Source organism: Bacteroides sp. HF-162, from assembly GCF_015679285.1.
In the GTDB taxonomy this organism is placed as follows: Bacteria; Bacteroidota; Bacteroidia; order Bacteroidales; family Bacteroidaceae; genus Bacteroides; species Bacteroides uniformis.
In genome coordinates this window covers 1,182,034-1,202,225 of record NZ_CP064937.1, presented here as the reverse complement: position 1 = coordinate 1,202,225, position 20,192 = coordinate 1,182,034, and the positions used below count along the sequence as shown (strand labels likewise).

15 protein-coding genes are annotated in these 20,192 nt (G+C 45.7%); 4 read left to right on the top strand and 11 right to left on the bottom strand.

What is annotated here, in order from left to right:
* Window positions 1-34 precede the first annotated feature (34 nt).
* The 4 genes from ITJ87_RS04660 (at window position 35) to ITJ87_RS04645 (ending at window position 4,810) form a co-directional block, all read left to right on the top strand.
* Window positions 35-640 (top strand): SIS domain-containing protein, encoded by a 606-nt coding sequence (locus ITJ87_RS04660; RefSeq protein ID WP_117599860.1) that lies wholly within the window; start codon window positions 35-37, stop codon window positions 638-640.
* Entirely contained in the window at window positions 628-1,548 is a 921-nt protein-coding gene (locus ITJ87_RS04655) for a carbohydrate kinase (RefSeq protein WP_117974562.1), read from the top strand. Before ITJ87_RS04660 ends, ITJ87_RS04655 begins: the two co-directional genes overlap by 13 nt.
* Before the next feature lie 103 nt (window positions 1,549-1,651).
* The gene (locus tag ITJ87_RS04650) at window positions 1,652-2,716 is read left to right on the top strand and encodes a tyrosine-protein phosphatase (RefSeq protein WP_117599862.1); all 1,065 of its coding nucleotides are present in this window, start codon (window positions 1,652-1,654) and stop codon (window positions 2,714-2,716) included.
* Window positions 2,717-2,854: 138 nt separating this feature from the next.
* Window positions 2,855-4,810 (top strand): DEAD/DEAH box helicase, encoded by a 1,956-nt coding sequence (locus ITJ87_RS04645; RefSeq protein ID WP_117974560.1) that lies wholly within the window; start codon window positions 2,855-2,857, stop codon window positions 4,808-4,810.
* Between the two features lie 419 nt (window positions 4,811-5,229).
* Here the strand turns inward: ITJ87_RS04645 and ITJ87_RS04640 are convergent, their stop codons facing one another.
* The 11 genes from ITJ87_RS04640 to ITJ87_RS04590 form a co-directional block, all read right to left on the bottom strand.
* Window positions 5,230-5,889, bottom strand: coding sequence for a hypothetical protein (locus ITJ87_RS04640; RefSeq protein ID WP_117599864.1), 660 nt, complete (start codon window positions 5,887-5,889; stop codon window positions 5,230-5,232).
* A 35-nt stretch (window positions 5,890-5,924) separates the two neighbouring features.
* Window positions 5,925-6,773, bottom strand: a complete 849-nt coding sequence (locus tag ITJ87_RS04635; protein WP_117599865.1) for a helix-turn-helix transcriptional regulator — start codon at window positions 6,771-6,773, stop codon at window positions 5,925-5,927.
* Window positions 6,774-7,143: 370 nt separating this feature from the next.
* Complete coding sequence (locus ITJ87_RS04630; protein ID WP_117964310.1) at window positions 7,144-10,728, bottom strand: hypothetical protein; 3,585 nt, start codon at window positions 10,726-10,728, stop codon at window positions 7,144-7,146.
* Window positions 10,729-10,784: 56 nt separating this feature from the next.
* A complete protein-coding gene (locus tag ITJ87_RS04625; protein ID WP_117964311.1) occupies window positions 10,785-12,038 on the bottom strand; it encodes a hypothetical protein in 1,254 nt (417 codons plus the stop codon).
* A gap of 82 nt (window positions 12,039-12,120) precedes the next feature.
* Complete coding sequence (locus tag ITJ87_RS04620) at window positions 12,121-13,089, bottom strand: FimB/Mfa2 family fimbrial subunit (RefSeq protein ID WP_117599868.1); 969 nt, start codon at window positions 13,087-13,089, stop codon at window positions 12,121-12,123.
* A gap of 143 nt (window positions 13,090-13,232) precedes the next feature.
* Window positions 13,233-14,768, bottom strand: a complete 1,536-nt coding sequence (locus ITJ87_RS04615) for an Mfa1 family fimbria major subunit (RefSeq protein ID WP_117964312.1) — start codon at window positions 14,766-14,768, stop codon at window positions 13,233-13,235.
* Window positions 14,769-14,861: 93 nt separating this feature from the next.
* Window positions 14,862-16,307: a hypothetical protein gene (locus ITJ87_RS04610; RefSeq protein ID WP_117964313.1), complete on the bottom strand. Its 1,446-nt coding sequence runs from the start codon at window positions 16,305-16,307 to the stop codon at window positions 14,862-14,864.
* A gap of 38 nt (window positions 16,308-16,345) precedes the next feature.
* Window positions 16,346-16,942 (bottom strand): DUF3575 domain-containing protein, encoded by a 597-nt coding sequence (locus ITJ87_RS04605; RefSeq protein ID WP_117964314.1) that lies wholly within the window; start codon window positions 16,940-16,942, stop codon window positions 16,346-16,348.
* Window positions 16,943-17,211: 269 nt separating this feature from the next.
* Entirely contained in the window at window positions 17,212-18,075 is an 864-nt protein-coding gene (locus tag ITJ87_RS04600; RefSeq protein ID WP_117964360.1) for a glycine betaine ABC transporter substrate-binding protein, read from the bottom strand.
* A 35-nt stretch (window positions 18,076-18,110) separates the two neighbouring features.
* Complete coding sequence (locus ITJ87_RS04595; protein WP_117599872.1) at window positions 18,111-18,926, bottom strand: proline/glycine betaine ABC transporter permease; 816 nt, start codon at window positions 18,924-18,926, stop codon at window positions 18,111-18,113.
* Window positions 18,923-20,155 carry a glycine betaine/L-proline ABC transporter ATP-binding protein gene (locus ITJ87_RS04590; protein ID WP_117964315.1) on the bottom strand — a complete coding sequence of 411 codons (1,233 nt, stop codon included), beginning with the start codon at window positions 20,153-20,155 and terminating at the stop codon, window positions 18,923-18,925. Before ITJ87_RS04590 ends, ITJ87_RS04595 begins: the two co-directional genes overlap by 4 nt.
* Between the last annotated feature and the right edge of the window lie 37 nt (window positions 20,156-20,192).

Here is a 20,192-nt window from a genome sequence, read left to right as displayed (position 1 = left end):
ATTAGCATATTAGCACATTAAATACATTAAGAGTATGATTGCATCCATTCAAGAGCTTTTGCAGAAAGAGGCACAAGCCGTACTGAACATTCCAGTGACGGACGCTTATGAAAGAGCTGTAGAACTCATCGTAGAACAAGTGCACCGCAAAAAAGGGAAACTGGTAACTTCGGGTATGGGCAAGGCCGGACAAATAGCCATGAACATCGCTACTACCTTCTGCTCCACCGGTATTCCGTCCGTTTTCCTGCACCCCAGCGAAGCACAGCACGGTGACCTCGGCATCCTTCAGGGGAATGATCTGTTGCTACTCATCTCCAATTCGGGCAAAACTCGTGAAATCGTGGAGCTGACACAGTTGGCACATAACCTAAGTCCGGAACTGAAGTTTATCGTCATCACCGGAAACCCTGATAGCCCCCTGGCACACGAATCCGATGTATGCCTCAGCACCGGGAACCCCCAAGAAGTATGCGTATTGGGCATGACGCCCACGACTTCAACCACTGCCATGACCGTCATCGGTGACATTTTGGTTGTACAGACCATGAAAGAAACTGGATTCACCATTGAAGACTACTCCAAGCGCCATCACGGCGGTTACCTCGGAGAAAAATCAAGATCGCTATGCGTAAAGTAATAGGTATCGGAGAAACCATACTAGACATCATATTCCGTGGCGAACAGCCCACAGCAGCTGTCCCAGGCGGTTCAGTATTCAACGGCATCGTCTCGCTGGGACGTATCGGCGTTCCCATTTGCTTTATCAGTGAAACAGGCAATGACCACGTGGGCAATATCATACTCAACTTCATGCGCGAGAACAATATCCCCACAGACCATGTTAATGTCTTCCCTGACGGGAAATCCCCCGTATCACTCGCTTTCCTTAACGACCGGAGTGATGCGGAATACATCTTCTATAAAGATTATCCCAAACAACGATTAGATATAGAGTATCCACAAATTCAAGAGGACGACATCGTTATAATAGGGTCTTATTATGCCTTAAACCCCGTATTGCGCGACAAAGTATTAGAACTGCTGGAACGCGCACACGACATGCATGCCATTATCTATTACGACCCCAATTTCCGTTCGTCCCATAAAGAGGAGGCCATCAAGCTGGCTCCCACCATCATCGAAAATCTAGAATACGCCAACATTGTACGCGGCTCGCAAGAGGATTTCTTCTATATGTGGGGCCTGCAGGAGGCTGACAAGATATACAAAGACAAAGTAAAGTTCTACTGCCGTAACTTCCTCTGTACTGCCGGCGCAGAGCAGGTATCATTGCGCACCGACACGATTTCCAAGGAATATTCCATTCCTCCGTTAGAAGCGGTCAGTACCATCGGTGCAGGAGATAATTTCAACGCAGGCATCATCTTCGGGCTGCTGAAACATAATGTACGCTACAAGGACCTCGATACCATGGACGAAGCTACTTGGGACCAAGTTATCCAATGCGGCATTGAGTTTGCCGCTGAGGTATGCAAAAGTTTCAACAACTCCGTTTCAAAGGATTTTGCAGAGAAGCACAGATAATTTTAAAGTTCAAAAAAGAAATATAAAAGCCTGACATTGACGTTACCCTCTGTGGATAAATTACATATATTTGTGATTAACGACATCAGAGAGGTTACGAATTATGTATAGGAATTTATTGAACTTGCTTGTTTTGGCAGTGCTGCTCCCTTCTTGTAGCGGCACTGCCCCTCACATTTCCGTTGTATGCGAAGAAAACAATGTGGGCAACTGCATTGTGAAATGGGAAATGGCCCCTCTTATCAAAGGGAATGTTAAAGTATATGCCTCGACTAACCCGGAGGACATCCCCGAAGACGTTCCTATTGCCATTGCCAACATCTCCGATCTGAAGATGACCGTCATCACTACCGACCCTACACAGCGATACTACTACATGCTTGTATTCGGTGACAAATACCGGGTAAAGATTGCCACCCGCAACATCAATATCCCCGGCATACAGAACTTCCGCGACTTGGGAGGCTATACGTCCTATCCTACCCAAAAGAAAGTACATTGGGGCATGCTATATCGCTCTGCCGAAATAGACAAATTGGAACCGTGCTCGCGCAAGGAGCTCAAGAATATAGGAATAAGGACTATCATCGACCTGCGCTCATTCGATGAAGCACACAGACAAAGCCCCTTGCAGCAAGAATTCAAAGTGGTGCACATCCCTATTCCTACTGGTGATATGGAGCACATCCTGAAAGGTGTGCAGGAGCGGACAATCAAGAGTGATACCGTCCACCGGATAGTGGAGCGAATGAACCGCGAGCTCATCAGCAACTATACTAAAGAATACCGTCAGATTTTCGATATCCTACTGGATAAGAACAATTATCCCCTCATAATCCATTGCTCTTCAGGCAAAGGGCGCACAGGCATTGTATCGGCGCTTGTGCTTGCCTCCCTTGGAGTGGGCGAAGACATCATCATGGAAGACTACCGCCTCAGCAACGACTACTTCAACATCCCGGCTGCCTCTCGGTACGCTTACCAGCTTCCGGCACGTTCGCAAGAGGCTATCACCACCATATTCTCAGCACGCGCAGATTTCCTAAATGCCGCCATCGAAGAAATGGAACGAAGGTATGGAGATACCGACACCTACCTGCAAAGAGGCATCGGCCTGACGAAAGAAGAAAGAAAGAGACTACAAGACATTCTTTTAGTAGATAATTGACAATGCATAATGGATAATCAGTAGTCAATAAAAAACGATTTTATCATGTAATTACATAATTATCAACCATCAATTATCAAATATCCATTGAAAAGCACTATCTTTGCGTCCGAAATATAAAGATATACAAAAGATTTAATGAAGACATTTGAAGAGCTCGGTGTGTCGCCGGAGATACGCCGCGCCATCGAAGAAATGGGTTACGAGCAGCCCATGCCGGTACAAGAGGAAGTAATTCCATACCTTTTAGGAGAAAACAATGATGTAGTAGCACTGGCACAAACTGGAACAGGAAAAACCGCAGCGTTCGGTCTGCCGCTCATACAGAAGATTAACGTCAACAACCGAATTCCCCAATCACTTATTCTCTGCCCTACCCGTGAACTTTGTTTGCAGATAGCCGGCGATTTGAACGATTACTCCAAATACATTGATGGCTTACGGGTATTGCCCGTATATGGCGGTTCGTCCATTGAAAGCCAGATACGTGCCCTGAAACGGGGTGTACACATCATCGTAGCCACACCAGGACGACTGCTGGATCTGATGGAACGCAAAACCGTGTCCCTCGCCACCATACAGAACGTGGTTATGGACGAAGCGGACGAAATGCTGAACATGGGATTCACGGACAGCATCAACGCTATTCTTGCCGACGTTCCGCAAGAGCGCAATACCTTGCTGTTCTCCGCTACCATGAGCCCGGAAATCGCACGCATTTCCAAGAAGTACCTGCGCGATGCCAAAGAAATCACCATCGGGCGCAAAAATGAAAGCACCAGCAACGTGAAACACGTAGTCTTCTGTGTACATGCCAAAGACAAGTATGCTGCCCTGAAGCGTATTGTGGACTACTATCCGCAGATATACGGCATCATCTTCTGCCGTACCCGCAAAGAAACGCAGGAAATAGCTGACAAGTTGATGCAGGAAGGCTATAATGCCGACTCGCTGCACGGCGAACTGAGTCAAGCGCAGCGTGACGCCGTGATGCAGAAGTTCCGCATCCGCAACCTACAACTGCTGGTTGCCACGGACGTTGCCGCACGCGGCCTCGATGTGGACGACCTAACCCACGTCATCAACTACGGATTGCCCGATGACACCGAAAGTTATACCCACCGCAGCGGCCGTACGGGACGTGCTGGAAAAACCGGGACTTCCATCGCCATTATCAACCTGCGCGAGAAAGGCAAGATGCGCGAGATTGAGCGCATCATCGGCAAGAAATTCATTGCAGGCGAAATGCCTACCGGCAAACAGATATGCGAAAAACAACTGCTCAAAGTGATAGACGACCTTGAAAAAGTGAAAGTAAACGAGGAGGAAATCGCTGACTTTATGACTGATATCTACCGCAAGCTGGACTGGCTAAGTAAGGAAGATTTGATTAAGCGGATGGTTTCGCATGAATTCAACCGTTTTCTAGACTACTACCGCGACCGTGAAGAGATAGAGACAGCAACCGGCAGTGAACGCGGAACAAGAAACGGTGAGCGGAGTGAACACCGAAGCAGTGGCAATCATCAAGCCGAACCGGGCTACAAACGCCTATTCATAAATCTGGGCAAAATGGACAACTTTTTTCCCAGTGAGCTTATCAGCCTGCTGAACAAAAACACCCGTGGACGCATTGAGCTAGGACGCATCGACTTGATGCAGAAATTCTCTTTCTTCGAAGTAGAGGAAAAAGAAGCCAACAATGTAATGAAAGCCTTGAACCGTACCAACTGGAACGGTCGCAAAGTATCTGTAGAGATTGCCGGAAACGAAGGTAAGAATGTCCCGAAAGGCAGACGCACGGGTACAGCCGGAAGCTATGGAAAAAAAGATTCCGACGGCAAGAAGCGCAGCAACAAGGAAGACGGCAAACGGAACGATGCTGCCAGCAGACGTAGAGACAGAGCCGAAAACCCTGCAAACGACAAGAAGAAAGGCAAGCCCAGCCGCGAGGAACGCGGTTATACCAAAGCCCGTGGCAAAAAAGACGATTGGAAACAGTTCTTTCAAGGCAGCAATGACTTCAAGAACCCAGAACCTGACTTCAGTGAAGAAGGCTGGGCAAAACGGACACCGAAAAAGACAATGAGATAGAGGTTGTTATACTTAATTTGCATAAAAGATGAGGAGCGCAGTACATAGCCAATAAAAATTTCATCAATGATAGTATTGCGCGTGTTGTATAAACATTAGGCTGGAACTGCGGAGTAATACGTTACGTGTAGATGGTGGCCGTTACTCCCGGTTACCGTTTACTCAATATGAACCTTATCAATGTAGTTGTCAATGCGAACAAAAAACTCTTTAACAAACTTGATCAAACCCGTGGCGAATGTGTAAGAATCGAAAATCTGGACGTTGAAGAAGATACCCTTCAACCAACAGCAACGAGGTACACACAAAGGAATCATTCTTCTTTGAATAATTAGCTACCGTCTGTTCCAATTCTGATAAACGGTGATTGATAGAATATCCATTCTTTTCAAGCATGAATATCTTATTTCCCATATATCCTACACAAACAAATAGGGAAATAGAGTGCAAGTCTCCTTATCTTCCAAAATACCTTTCTCTTTTAAAATTTTATACAACTGTCCTACGGATTTGGTTCCCATACCAGGAAGTCTGCACAGCGCATCAAACCCATTATATTTTATAAACCGTAAAAGATCCTCAAGTTGGCAGATATTGTATTTTCTAAGTGCACGTAAAGTCCTGAAATTTATATCCAGATTTCCTAAAGGTGTAGCCAGCAGGTGCACATATTCCGATGGAACATCCTGTTCCCTTACAACTATCACTACATTCTTTAAATTCTGTCCAGCATCCTCTTGGGAATGTGCCAGCAAAGCCTCATAATTCCGGCATCTGATATATAAACGGTCCAATTCCTTTTTCCATTCAGAATAGGGCTTCCATTCCAAGCGAACCTGCCTACCCGCTTTCTTATACATATATGCCAGATTTCTGGGAGAAATATTTGTTCTCCTGGAGACAGCCGATACGTCTCCCCCGATAGAAAGGGAGTAAAAAATATCTCGAATCCGAGCATCCTTTATCACTTCTGCCATTTCCTTAACAATCTCCTTGTAGACAGATATACAGATCTTCGGTAATTCCACATAAGAAAGATCTGTTTGCCCAACGGACAGATCTGCATTCGAATATTCCATAATTCCTCCGTTATAATGCAATTATAAAAATCTGTTTATTCTTTATTTTTTTCTCTCAACTTGGAAGGGGATATCCCGTATATTCTCCGGCAGTATGCCGTAAACTGGGAGGGCGAGCTAAAACCTAACTTATCGGATATTTCCTGAAAGGAAAGTTCCGGATCACTAATCATGTCCAACATCTGTTCTGCCTTTTTCCTCTGCATCCATTTATAGGGACTTTCCCCGAAGCTGGAGTGAAATTTTCTGCTGAAGGAACGCTCGGAAACATAATATAAATCAGCGAATTCCTTGACAGAGTTCACCCTCTTATAGTTCTCCATAACAAATTTCTCAAAATGCCGCCGAATACCAGTCGATGCGGAAAAAAACGCCGATAGTTCTTTCTTTGTATAGAAGCCCTTCAGCACCAAGAGCAGCTCCTGCTGTTTCAGCAAATGCATATGTTTGCAAAGCAGCCTTGCCTCCAGATACGTTCCAACAGAATTCAGTACTTTAACAAGAGGTTTCCTGATGGGAAGAATAAAATTATCAGCCGTTTGCTCCTTACCTCTGACAGACAACGAGCCCAAAAACAATTTGTCGCACACACTCACATTCTTGTCCCAAAATAAAAGCATGCATCTCGAACCGATTATAGACTTCATCCGGGTTCCTATGCTTTGCGGAATAAACACCATCTGGTTTTGTAAAATCCGCAAACCTTTATATTTACCCAAATCAAAAATCACCTCCCCTTCAATCATAAAAAGAGTACATGATGACCTGCTGTTATCAATCCGATATACCTCATTCTCCTCCAGCTGCTGACAAGAAAATCCCACGTCCGAATTCATCTGGTAATTCAGGCAAGATAAATGTTCATTCAGATATAGCAATTTCATGTTTTTTGTTTTTTATTACAACAAAAATTAAAGCACGTCTGTTTTTAACAAAATGGACAATTTATTAATTGAAACAGACAAATTTAACATACAAGATGTATGCTGATTAATCAATCAACCTCTGATTTTGACAATCCCTTAGATATAAAGGTTTACATACAGGTCACTAAAATAGGATTCATCATGATATATATTTGAGTCCCTCCCAATACTATATAAAAGTAATACGAAACAAGACTCTCGCAACTTCCACATCATGAATATGTGGCTTATACAAAAAACACCGGAATGTCTCAAAACAAAAGTATATGAGAAACTTTCTTGTCATTTTTTATGTCCCGTGCAAGTTTTCGTCTGCACGGGATATAACTTATTGGGGTAAATATTTCTCATAATCATCCTTTACATCTGGATCGACGACTGGACGTACGGAATAAGTCATGCAACGCCTGTAAACAGCGCTTGTATTAGAAGTAGGCGCCCAACCGGCAGGACCTCCAGTGGAATTAAGCAGATAACGCCCTGCATGAGTATCGCTTCTGGCTTGTGCCACGGCGAAAATGACTTCATTACCCCCAGACTTGCCATCTGTAAAACTGCCGTCATAAATACTTCCAGGCAGCGGTGTGTTAAGGCCGGAACGACTTGCATAATAATATGCAAACCTCAAAGTTACAGCCTCTTTCTGCGACATAATCCGGAATCCGTAAGGAGAAGGGTCAAATACGGTTTTCCCGCCTACATCCTCCGGATTCCCTGTCTGGGAAGGCTGGTTCCATGGATACAGGAATACCCAGCGGTCTTTGAAATAACTAACAAACCCATGCGGGAAACATTCATACAGCCAGAAACTTTGATGAGAGACGATAGCGTTTGGATGTTCGATGCTCTGTTTCATCGTAAGAGCAGCCCCTCTCGCTTGCTGAGCATCTGTTTTTCCATAATCCACATCATTTCCTCTCTGTTCCCAAAGGAAATCAAATAGCTTGCCACTGCCGTCATAAAAGTTTTTATTGACACGAACATCATGTGCCGGGAACGGGTCTTTCCTGCCCCATTGATATTGCATACCAAATTCCCTATATGCATCTGCACTATACTGTGATTGGACCCTTTCGTATGCTCCCAACAGATGCGACATCAATTGAACCGTTTTCGGACCATCACCTCCCTGACTCGCAACATCCAAGACTGTCGGATACTTGTCAACAATCCAGATATGCCAGGACCAGAGTGTCGGATTCCCCTTGATCTTTCCAGATTTAATTTCTATCAACACATTTCCCGGAGTCTGCCCTGGCTTGACATAAATATATGATCCCGGACCGGAACCTCCCTGTTCGGACAATTCACTGAGTCCCGCTTTTTCTATATCATTATGTCCGCCAGCCTCTTTAATGTCCGTCCACACGATATTGACTCTCCAATCATCATCTGCATCCAACTTATTCAACATGAAATCCTCTTTGCTACCGGGAAGTCCCTGCTTATCACTTAAAACAGCGTCATGATCCAGAAGCTTTTTGTAATACTCATAGGCAGTATTTACCCGGGAAACAGGAATAAAGATCCCTTGCTTTGCTCCCGCTTTAAGCATATATGTATTCGCTTCAGGCTGCACAATTCCGGAAACCAGCTCCAACTCAAATTCTCTTTCCGGAAAAAGACCATCAGGGGAATAAATCTTGAATTTCGCCTTACCGGAGTAAAGACGCGGAGACACCATATCGTCAACAGCTATGAAAGGCACAGGTTTTCCCGAAAGGGAAGGATCCTTCTCATAGAAAAGCGCAAAGTCTTCTATCACATTACCAGCATTGTTGTCAGACAAAGCCGAAACCAACTCAATTTTGTATTCGCTGTTGGCTTTGACATAATATTGCTTCTGTTTGCCATCCATCAGATAGATACTGTTACTAGATACCAGCAATGACTGATGCAGGAATTTGTCAAAGAAGGGGATGGCATTATATTCCTTCTGCAGGAGGCTGAGTTTCCCCGACGCACTTTTGCCGGTTCCCACATGTGTGACGGTCAAAGTATAAGTGGTATTGAAATTATCGAAATACTCCGTATTTCCTGTAATGTCGGGAGCCGTCACCGTGTACTTCCATATTCCCCCGGCAAGTTGACCCGCTTTCTCTATCTTGAACGGATTGGCAGCTTCAGCATGGAAAACGGGTTCCAAATCATGCGGTTCTGTCTTTACATAGAAAGTAACCCTGGCACCTGCCTCTTCTGCCGTAAGCGTCTGCCCGTCTTTCGTTATCACCTTATCTGCCTGCCCATAGCTCTCGCCATACTGATTGACCTCAATAAACTCCAGCGGCCGGCTGCAGGCCTCGTCCGCAAAAATCTGTAAGGTGACATTGATATCCTTAGACTGTTCAAAGCCAAGAAACCATTTCATACGCCCCGCCTTCACATAAGCGGCTTTCAGCGCATCCTGGGCATCTTCCGGCTTTTCCGGCCACATTCGGGATGCATCCACATGTTCTGTGACCGTAAAGGTCACGGTTTTCTCATCGGTCGGTGCGGTCTTATCTGGATCCGAAGGTTTTATAGAATAACCGATCCATGCAGGCAGTCCCTCTATCGTGAACCCCTCCGGCCAAGAAGTCTGCACTTTTGCCGTTAGGCTACCTCCCTCCCTATAAAAAGTGAAATGGTCAGCGCTGACTCCCAGCATATATTGCCCGTCATACAATACATCAGACATCATGGACTCATTCCATACCACAACATTATACATGATGTTGGCGGCCGGTCCTTTCCTAGCATCCTCTTCCGTATCGAATCCCGGACCACCTACAGCCTTGATATTCACCAGATAACGGTGGTTACGCAGCAAGGGAAGGTACTCGTATGTCGCATCAGCCTCGGCTCCAGTACGTTTCAGGTAGTCTATCCGGAAGAAAGTTTCCTTGTCAGGACGGCTCTTATCTGCACCGGTCAGTCCGACAACGATATAAGGACGTTTCAAGTAATTTTCCGTATTATTCTCAGGAAGAGTTTCTCCGTTGGCTCCTTGCGTGGCAGCCGTCGGCGCATTGACCGCCTCCGGAACATATACCTCACGTAACAAGATTTTCTCATCCACTATGGAAGATGTTCTATCAATCTTTCCTGTCACAGCCGGAGCCGGATCAGGAATAGAAGGCTGTTTCGCCTTTCTATTGGCCTCATCCCAGTAAATCCCGTTCTCGAACGGGGAGACCCGTCCCGTCGTATTGGTATTATAAAAAAACACTTTAGTCAGCGTTATCCCTTCAATCCCCCCGGCTTTCTCGTCGAATGTAGAGGCCCCTTCCGACATGTTGCTCAAGTTAAGCCCCACGTCCACACGTGCTACGGCACGGACCAGATAGACAGTTCCAAGTTTGGGAACAGCACCGGCACTGTGATCCACCCTGACCGGGTCCGAGACACCCCACATCGGCAACTCCCCGTCTTTCCATACCCCCTTGTCCGGCATGGAGAAAGTGAAAAGTTGCATGACTTCCTCCCGTGTCTTTCCAGCCAGTCCGTCTGCGTCTGTATTAGCTGACCGGGTGACATTGGCCAGCATCACGAATGTACTGGTATCGCCTGAAGGAGTATTTTTCGCCAACAAGGTCATGGTACCCTTGCCTTTCTTGTCAGCCGGATTACCGGAAGGAATATAGGAGGTCACTTTGGCCTCATATGAAAACTTGTTGTCCTTGTCAAACACAAGTACCCTAATCCTCTCCGCTGCCGTGGAATTCTCCCCCTCCGGTGTAAGGGACCGTGTCAGGGGATTTCGAAGACCAAGTCCTTCGACAGACATGCTGACAGACGTCCAGCCGTCCCTGATAGGCATTTCTGTCCCGCCGTTTCCATACTCATCGAAGGGATCACTGCACCCTTGCACGAGAGGGATTCCCATAGATATCGCCAGAAAAGCGACTATCAAAGTGTAATGTTTGATTCTCATATGTATCTATTCTTTAAACTGTTTTTCTTCGTGATGGCATGACTGGTCATACCTTGTTACCAAGGAATAGCCACCTCCGTATCCTTCCATTCGTCCACAACTATGTCATATTCCATGTTTCCGGGTCCTTTCAGTGTGGCGAAGACACGGTAAATCGTATTACGCCGGATATTGTAATAACCCTTGTCATTCTCGGAAAGATCCGGATTATAGAGCTCGATCCTATACTGCTTATCGAGGTTTTCCATCAGATAATCGATAGATAAGACCAAGGCCAGCGCCCCCTCTTTTCCTTTACCATAGACCCCCGGAGCCACATAAATATAATTAGGTGCCTCTCCCGTATATGGAAGCAGTCTCTCTTTACATTTGGCCACAAAAGCGGATTCTCCGGGGCCCTCGTTGGCGCCTTCATGGAAACTGGGCCTTTCCGGTAGCAATAGGGGATCTTCCATATAGTTGACTCCTCTGATATCTGGGTCACCATTCCCAGTGGCGGTGTATTCCCCGACGGAAGGAAGGACGGAATAACCGCTGGTCTCATTGTTCAGAGAGAGTTTCGTCACTCTGGAAAACGGCAATAAAGGAGACAAGTAGTTTCCCCCGTTATCAACCGTAGTAAGAATAAACTCGACACGGGCATGCATACGTTCCAGAAGTATGCAGGGTGAAAGGGTTACTCTATTATTACCGCTCGTATTGTACGGAACGCGGAAGTTGCATTGGCCTACCATGGGAAGGTACTTCCGGTTTTCTCCTTTTAGATCGTCAGATGTGAAAATTTCGGTTTTCTCTGTCAGCCGTTTAGGATCAGGAATTGTATGTTCCTCCCGGATCTTTTTCAATCCAGACTCGCAATTGACCAGTAAAACAAAAGTATAATTACCACCAGTCAGCTCCAGATCCAGGACAATATCGAAATCCCCTGCATTCACCCCACCCATCTCTCTCATCTCAAAACGGTCAATTCCAGTTACATCTGCCAGCGGATTGGCCGTTCCTTGGGGATAATAGAAAAGGACTTTTTCCAAGGAGTTCCCGATGTTCTTGTAAGCAAAAAGGAGGATATGCTTGACAGTTTTCTCGTATTCTTCTGCACCAATATAGTCCTCCTTCCATTCTCCAAATAAATGTGCAGAAGCTTCTGCCGCCCGGGAAGTAACGGCCCCCCTATTCATTTCCGCTACAATCCGGATGGGAACATCTGGAATGGCTTTTTCCATCTCTTCCGCATCAGACGAACATCCGGTCAATTGTACAATCGCTACGCAGACCACCGTCAACAGCCTCATCACAATTCCGTATTTCATTATCTATCGTTTTTTGTTAATAATCTCAAATCCTTTCTGATATCACACGGAGCATTTGTCTTAAACCTATCCTGACATGATATCAGTTTTCCAATTCTATAGGACGGGAAATGACATTCCAATCCAGAACAGTAGCTTGTACCAGCATCCATGTATCCTTCTCATATTTGAGTTTCAGGGTTATGGGAAAATCATGGTCACATTCTAGACTATACGGCGGCTCACCCGCATCTCCCTGGAACATAATGATGTCATCCACCAGATTTGCTGTATAAAGAATCTCCCCGGTTGTCTTATCAATCAGGGATACGAGTGCGTTCCTGCCCTCTTCCAGTTTCATCAGCGTGAAATCCGCTTTCAATGCCCCTCCAGTGTCACGTACGGCTTGGGTTACATACTCAAAGCGTTCGCAAAGAGCGATCTGACCGTTGAAATCATACACACCGTTGTCATCTTCTATCCTGATAACAAATTCCTCGTCCATGAGGAAAGAAGAACCTATAAAGCTGATTGTGAAGTGTATCCGGTATGTCAATTCCCGCATATTGAAAGTCACCCGCTCGTACACACTCCCCATATCCTCTCGGTTCTCCAGCGATACAGAGGCGAGACCGACATACAGCGATCCGGGGACTGAAGTAGTCCGTCTGTCTTTCAGCCGCAGTGCGACCCGCATTTCCCCCTTGGTAGTAACGCCTTCTTGAAAATCTGAAAAATCATAAGACTCTAGGTCACTGCCACCCCATGCGACAAATGTAAGTTTTCCAGTATGCTGTAATGTGGCAGACAAGGAATAATCCGCTGAAAGGAGTACTTTCTTGTCGGAAAATTCGCCTACCAGCACGCCATTGGCATCAAAGGCAAATACCCGGACCTGCCTGATATCTGACGGATAATTGGGAAATTGTTCGCAAGGGGTTTGCCTATAAAAATGAAAACTGACACCTTGCGGACAACTGACCAAGTCATCAAATACGGCAAAATCACATCCTATAAGACAGTAAGCCGATAACAAGATAAATGCGACAGCATGTACGCTTCTAAATCTCATTTGATATAGTTTATGTTGGGATTATTTAATAGTTTGAAGTCAAACTTTTAGGTTATTGGAGAGGGAAGGGAAAAAATCCACATCCCTCTCTAAAATTGTGTAAGAAATTGTTTGCTGAATTTATCAACTGTTTAATAGTAATATTACTCAAGAATAACATCACGTGAGACAAGGTTCCACTGGAGCACTTTAGCCTCGACACGCATGTAGGTCTCTTCTTTCTCGATATCCGGATTTTCCGGATTTGTCGGTTCATCCTTATCATCAGGTTTTGGCAAATACGGATCTTTAGGATCAGAAGGATCCCATGGCATACCCAATCCCTGGAAAGACTTGATTGTCAACAGATAGGTATTATTACGGCGTGTGTCAGCGTTCACAATCGACTTTCCATCAGCGGTAATAGTCTGACGGTTCCATAACGCACGATATGCACATTTTCCACTTGTATAGGTATAAGCTTTTTGGTCCGGGCTCCACTTACTTTTCTTTGCGGCTTCTTTGCTGGCATAGATAAGACCGTCATCTTCTCCCCGATAGAACGTTGTTCCTTTTGCATAATTATCCATTTTAACCAATGTTTTTCCATCATCATCAAGCTTCCATACTTCATTAGGGATATAAGTTACATAAACCTTGGCATAAGGTAGACGATAGTAACCGTAATTTTTATTTTCAGCTGTAAGCGCTTCCTTTTTTACAGAATTTTCCAAAAAATAAATACCTGCTACATTTTTAGCAGTATTAACATTTTCTGCAACGCCTTTAGCTGCATACATACCAAGATCATTCCGCTGTGGATTGTCCTTCGACAGAAGATTCCCCAAACGGATCAAATTTTCTTTAGCTGAACCTTCCGGTTCTTTGGCCGCCTTAAAATCGGTATATCCATCAATGGCTGATGCAAAGCCATCGTAAAGGCCATCGGCATCTCCAATTGTACGCTTTCCCGCATGGTTACGGAAAAGGTATGTCTTTGCGGCACCGTTGATGGCAGTATACTTGATGTCGGCAAGATCAACCGTTCCTTTTTTATCTGCGGTTGCTTCTTCCAAAGCAGCATCCTTCGCGACCAATCCTTGTGCCACGATACGCTCCACATCAAAGGAGAATACATTTTGAGCCTCACTTGTACCCGTTTTGGCAGCATCCTCGGTAATGCCGGGAACAATAGTTTTCTGCTCAGCTCTCGAAGTCATGACAAACTTGTTGTCTGTGGCGAGAGCGGCAATATTGTCTACTGCGGCAGCTGTACTACCATATGTCTGATCCGCGGCTGTTGCAATATCAGCGGAAAGGGCACCCTTGTTAAACAACAACGCCATGGCTTGAGGGCCGGAATTCGTTTTCCATGGAGCGACCTTAAATGTACCGGCTGTTTGCGTTTCCCAAAACTTGCCAGTCTCATCAGCTGTCTCTCCTAACGTCCATGCTTGTGGGCGGACATTTGAGAGAAGCTGTAAATCTATAAGCTTACTCTCTTCCGTTCTTCCTCCGTAATCTTCCTGATTGTCATTCACTGCTCTGGTTGAGACATCCTTCATGGTGGAAATGTACATTCCCACAAATGTTGTTCCCTCACCCAGATTGTTTACCGGAGGGACATCCTCATTATTACAAGCTGTCATGCCCAGACTTAGGGCTACAACCCCTGCTAAAAATAAATTGTTTACTTTCATAACTTAAACTGTTTAGTAAATAAATAATTTAATTATTAATATATTAAATGCTTTTTCATTCGTTAGCCCCATCATAAAAGTAAGGAATTTTCATTACAAAGGTTCCATATCTTTTTTCAGCAATTCCTCCGCCTTCCGCCAGTCACCTTTCATATTGTGGGCAATTGCCATAGGATAAACAGAACGGCTGTCACTCTTTATTGTGTCCAATATCATCAGAGCCTTGTCCGCATCCTTTTCATACTTTAAAAGCGCATTGGCATAGTTAAGTGTCGCCAACGGATCAGGTGCAAACTGCTCATAAGCCTTCCTATATATATTTACCGGATTTTTTCCTTGTTCAGTATACAGTTGTGCCAGTCTACACATCTCGTACAAGCTCAGGCACCCGGGAACGGTAATAAACATTTCCTCCAGTTCGTCATCCATATAGGGACGTACATCGAAGCTCATGCGGAAGACAGTGCGGCGCAGGACAGGATAAACCGTGGATAGCAAATCAGTATAGACTTTTCCCCCATTCAGAGAACGGATAGCCGTTTCACGGGCCACATCCGTATCATGTTTCCCGATGGCAGACAAAACCTCATTCTTATAGTCCAAAGTAGATGCTTTTATGATATTTCTCAAACCTTCCCAGTCTTCGCCAGCTCCTTCTATTCTATATACGGAAACACTCTTGAGCTGCGGATACTTGCTCAACACATGAGAGGAAAGCGCATGAGTACGGCATTCCGACAAATGTCTATTATAGCTGGATTCGCCTTCGGGAGAGGCGTACCCGGTGATGTGCACCTCACGGAGGCGAGCCCCTTTTATCCGGAGTTCCCTGGACACAAAGCTGTCCAGACGGGCCAGTTCTTCCCGGTTTTTACCGAAGCCTAGAAGAAGTTCGTGCCGTGCAGATTTAAAAGTGACCTTACAGTCAAACTCTTCCTCGTAACATTTTGTCTCCACCTTTTCAGGAATATAAAAATTATATTCGTAGTCTTCCGGTTCGAAAAGATCTATCCCGGTCACCGACATGTTCGTTTGACTCACGCCTCTGCCGCACTCAGCGCATCCGTACATCTCCTCACGGAGAGAGAGATATCCGGATGCCATCCAGCGCTCAAAAGGCAATGCTTCCCGAACAGAAATTCCAGTCCCCTTCAAATCTCCGGCCTTGCGGATATCCTTCACTGGAACTGATGTATCCGGATTACCGCCCAGAGTCTCTCTACGGATAACGGCCTTATATCTTTTCCTTCCAGATATACACAAGGGAAGGAAATCAGTCTTGATTTTGCCGTCAGAGGAGACCAAGGAAGGATAGATATAGACAATCTCCTGGGCACCCAACCGCTTGACAGATCCTGCTATATTGAAAGAGGCAGTAAACACTTTCCCGTCCGTACTACGTCCGACTTTCAGATCTGTATATTCCAGACGGGAATTCCCTCCCCTGACAACTTTATTCCCTGCTTGTCCTGCCAGTGGCAAGCAGTATACATATCCCATAACAGAGAGTATTCCTATATAATAATCTATTGGTCTCATTAATTATGTTTTTTATGTTTATATACGCGACTCGTCATTCATTTGATCATATAGACTATCGAAACTGCAAGCTTTGTAGGTCCCAGATAATCGGCTTTCCCCTTGCCTATCTTTTTCCCGCAAGAAGTACATCTGAATTTGTCATATTTAACACGTGCATAGCCCACTCCCAAAGATGCCTCCACACTGAATCTGCTGGACAGTATCCAATGATAGCCTGCACTGACACCACCACCGTAAAAATATCCCTCGTAACGGTGCCCTTTCATTTCTCTGGAATGGTTCTGAATGATAAAAGGAATATTTATACCCGCCACATTCATTTGGCCTCCGTGGGTATGAATGCCCCAAAATAAGCCGTTGAATGTTTCACAAGTCCAATATCTTACCTCCGGTTGTACAAGCCAATGACTCCATTTCCTTGTCTTATAACGAGTTGCCGTGGCATCATTCTCATAAAAGAAAAAATTCATACCCACCTGAGCGTCCAGAGTCCATTTCTTTCCTAGGGAGAACTCTACTGAAAGATTGGGTGTTAGCAAGGCGTCATAGGCAAGGTTGTTTTTCAACGCAACCTTTTGTGAGAAGGTCTGCAGGCTGGACAGCAGGAAGAAAAAAAAACAGACTTGTTTCATATTGTCACTGATAGTTTTACTAGGAAAAACATACTTGTTTTATGATGTTAACTTTGATAATGCAAAATTATGAATATACAACCATGTTTTTGTTATGAATATTAGACATAGAATTACGCAAAACAGTCTTTTAATCCATACAATGTATGCCATTAAGACAATAATAAGGTATATACTCTTTTGCAAAATATTACCAGAAATATGGCGGGACAGTTAGCACCCACCTTACGAAGAAAAAGGATTGAAAGTCATCCATTCCAGCGTAATGTTCATCGGTTGTATTTCTCCTTGTCCGGAATCCAGCTGTCTATCAAATCCCTATGCTTATCCATCCACTGGCGTACAGCTCTTGTCTCGGTCTCACGGGTTTCCTCTATGGTCCGCATCAAGGAGCTGATCTCGGTATCGGACAGATGGATGTTTCCCAAAAGGGCGGCAACGAACGGATGCTCCTTACTGAATCCTTCCCTAGCAATGGAATGGATTTGCTCGGCCTCCCCATAAACGTTTTTCGAATCTTCCAGCACTCTCAGACAGAAGCGATCAAACATCCAGTGCGGGGTCCATCCGGTCACAACGATCCATTCCTTCTTGTCGATAGCCTTCTTCAGCAAGGCCGTCATGGCGGGACCGCTGGAGATCATGAGCTTGTAGTCCAGACCGTATTCAGAGATGGCTTTCTCCGTGCATTTCATGATACCGGTACCCGCATCAATTCCTACGATCTCTCCGGAAAACCGTCCGGTATGACCGCCCAGCTCCTCTATCATATGGACTGGGACATATTCGGGTACCACAAGACCGATACGGGCACTGTCGTATATCTGCCCGAGGATTTCCAGTTTACCATTGTATTTCCGGAAATAATCGGCATGGGTTACCGGCAGCCAGCTATCCATGAACACGTCTGTCTTGCCTCTTGCCAACGAAGTGAATATGGGAGCTATGTCCGCATTCAAAAGTTCTATTCTGTATCCTTGCTCCGAGAGAATCTCCTTGGCCAGATAGGTGACCGCTATCCCTTCGGCCCAGTTCGCATAGGCTATACGGATTTTCTTGTCAGAAATGTTACCGCATGAGAAGAATATCGTGACAGCCAACGAGACTGTGAAAAATTTCGTTTTGTTTCTCATAATCATTCTGTCTTTCATTATATGTTCTACTCCTTCTATTTTTTTCGTGCTATTCCCTGTGTGATCCGATCAAGCACGATAGCCAGTATTACAACGGCAATCCCTCCTTCGAATCCCATGCCAATCTTCATCTGCGTGATACCTTTCAATACTATTTCCCCCAAACCTCCAGCTGATATCATAGCAGCTACCACTACCATAGAGAGAGACATCATGATGGTCTGGTTGACACCGGCAAGAATAGTCGGCAACGCCAGCGGTAATTGTACCTTGTAGAGCAGCTGCCAAGAAGTGGCTCCAAAAGACCGGGCGGCCTCCACCACATTTTTCGGCACCTGACAGATACCCAGTGCGGTGAGCCTTGCTACCGGAGGCATGGCGAAAATAATCGTGGCAAAGGCTCCCGGCACCGTTCCCAGCCCGAAAAAGAGCACTGCCGGTATCAGATAGACAAAGGCCGGCATAGTCTGCATACAATCAAGTACCGGCTGCAGGACTTTGTTGCAGCGTCCGCTGCTCGCCATCCAGATTCCCAGAGGGATTCCCAGCAGCAATGCCATACCGGTAGAGGAAAGTACCAGAGCCAGGGTCTGCATGGTCTCCTCCCAGAGTCCCATCCCGTAGACGAGCGACAGCCCTAGGAGGGTGAATCCCCCCGTCTCCCTGCCACTCTTGTATAACGCCAAGAAAGTGAGTGTTACGATGGTTATGTAAAAAGGTATCTCGAGCAGGATACACAGTATCCCGTCAATAACGCCTTCCACTCCCAGACTCAGCAGGTCAAAAAATGATGCGCCGTGCTCGGTCAACCATTCCACGGCCATTTCTATATATTCTCCTATCTTTATCATAATTTTATTGCGTTTTGAATGATTTCATTGATTTCTTTCTTGTCTTTTCCCGTCACCTCAATAATGAGTGACGAGAGCGGTACCATCCCTTCAAACTCACGTCGCTCATTAACTACCCAGATGGGCGAGTTGGTCTTCGTCATCAAGGGAAGTATATCCTGCACCACAGTGTCACTTAATACGGAATGTACCTCTTTCTTTATCACAGAGTCTATATTCAGGATATGCTCCTTACGCAACCAGAGAAGATCTTCCAGGCGAACCTCACCTACCAGTATACCATCCGGGTCCACTACAGGCAACACGGTTGTCTTCCGTTCTCTCATCTTTCGAGTCAGAACCTCCGGCCCTTCTTTTCCCAATCTTGCCACCATAGGCTTGTCCACCATAATGGAGGCGGCAGTGACAATCCTACTGCGGTCCACATTCTCTACAAAACACCTCACATACTCATTGGCGGGGGTAGTCAGAATCTCCTCGGAAGTGCCGGTTTGCTGTATCTCCCCATCACGCATGATGGCGATACGGTCACCCAACTTGACAGCCTCCTCTAAGTCGTGTGTGATAAATACGATGGTCTTTTTCATCTTTGACTGCAAGGCCAGCAGCTCGTCCTGCATCTGTACCCGTATCAGCGGGTCCAGCGCTGAGAAGGCCTCGTCCATCAGCAGGACTTCCGGATCGTTGGCCAGAGCACGTGCCAGTCCCACTCGTTGCTGCATGCCTCCAGACAGCTCACTGACCATCAGGTCGGCATATCCGTCTAGCCCGACCAAACGCATGCTTTCTGCTGCCTTTAATTCACGTTCCCTCTTCTCCACCCCTTGCAACTCAAGTCCGAAAGCGATATTTTGCAATACAGTATAATGGGGCAGCAGTCCGAAATGCTGGAATACCATCGCCAATTCCTTCCGGCGCAGGGAACGCAACCGCTCCATCGGTATTCCAGCGATGTCCTCACCGTTGATCAGAATCTCGCCGGAGGTAGGCCTATTCAACCGGTTGATACATCTGAGCAGACTTGACTTTCCGCTTCCCGAAAGTCCCATGATCACAAATATCTCACCCTCCCGGACAGAGAGGCTGGCATTGTTCACGGCAATCGTACATCCAGTCTCCTTCAATATCTCATTTTTACTCTTTCCTTTTTTCAGCATTCTGAAAGCCTTGTTTTTTTCAGAACCGAAAATCAAATACAAATTCCTAATCTCAACTTTGTTCTTATCCATAATTCTTTAAAAATAATATCCTATATTTATATTGAAT

Bases quoted from the DNA above. Each gene is read 5' to 3' on its own strand.
- ITJ87_RS04630 (WP_117964310.1), bottom strand. From the start codon at position 10,728: ATGAGAATCAAACATTACACTTTGATAGTCGCTTTTCTGGCGATATCT.
- ITJ87_RS04655 (WP_117974562.1), top strand. From the start codon at position 628: ATGCGTAAAGTAATAGGTATCGGAGAAACCATACTAGACATCATATTC.
- ITJ87_RS04600 (WP_117964360.1), bottom strand. From the start codon at position 18,075: ATGAGAAACAAAACGAAATTTTTCACAGTCTCGTTGGCTGTCACGATA.
- ITJ87_RS04625 (WP_117964311.1), bottom strand. From the start codon at position 12,038: ATGAAATACGGAATTGTGATGAGGCTGTTGACGGTGGTCTGCGTAGCG.
- ITJ87_RS04645 (WP_117974560.1), top strand. From the start codon at position 2,855: ATGAAGACATTTGAAGAGCTCGGTGTGTCGCCGGAGATACGCCGCGCC.
- ITJ87_RS04605 (WP_117964314.1), bottom strand. From the start codon at position 16,942: ATGAAACAAGTCTGTTTTTTTTTCTTCCTGCTGTCCAGCCTGCAGACC.
- ITJ87_RS04640 (WP_117599864.1), bottom strand. From the start codon at position 5,889: ATGGAATATTCGAATGCAGATCTGTCCGTTGGGCAAACAGATCTTTCT.
- ITJ87_RS04620 (WP_117599868.1), bottom strand. From the start codon at position 13,089: ATGAGATTTAGAAGCGTACATGCTGTCGCATTTATCTTGTTATCGGCT.
- ITJ87_RS04615 (WP_117964312.1), bottom strand. From the start codon at position 14,768: ATGAAAGTAAACAATTTATTTTTAGCAGGGGTTGTAGCCCTAAGTCTG.
- ITJ87_RS04635 (WP_117599865.1), bottom strand. From the start codon at position 6,773: ATGAAATTGCTATATCTGAATGAACATTTATCTTGCCTGAATTACCAG.
- ITJ87_RS04650 (WP_117599862.1), top strand. From the start codon at position 1,652: ATGTATAGGAATTTATTGAACTTGCTTGTTTTGGCAGTGCTGCTCCCT.
- ITJ87_RS04595 (WP_117599872.1), bottom strand. From the start codon at position 18,926: ATGATAAAGATAGGAGAATATATAGAAATGGCCGTGGAATGGTTGACC.
- ITJ87_RS04660 (WP_117599860.1), top strand. From the start codon at position 35: ATGATTGCATCCATTCAAGAGCTTTTGCAGAAAGAGGCACAAGCCGTA.
- ITJ87_RS04590 (WP_117964315.1), bottom strand. From the start codon at position 20,155: ATGGATAAGAACAAAGTTGAGATTAGGAATTTGTATTTGATTTTCGGT.
- ITJ87_RS04610 (WP_117964313.1), bottom strand. From the start codon at position 16,307: ATGAGACCAATAGATTATTATATAGGAATACTCTCTGTTATGGGATAT.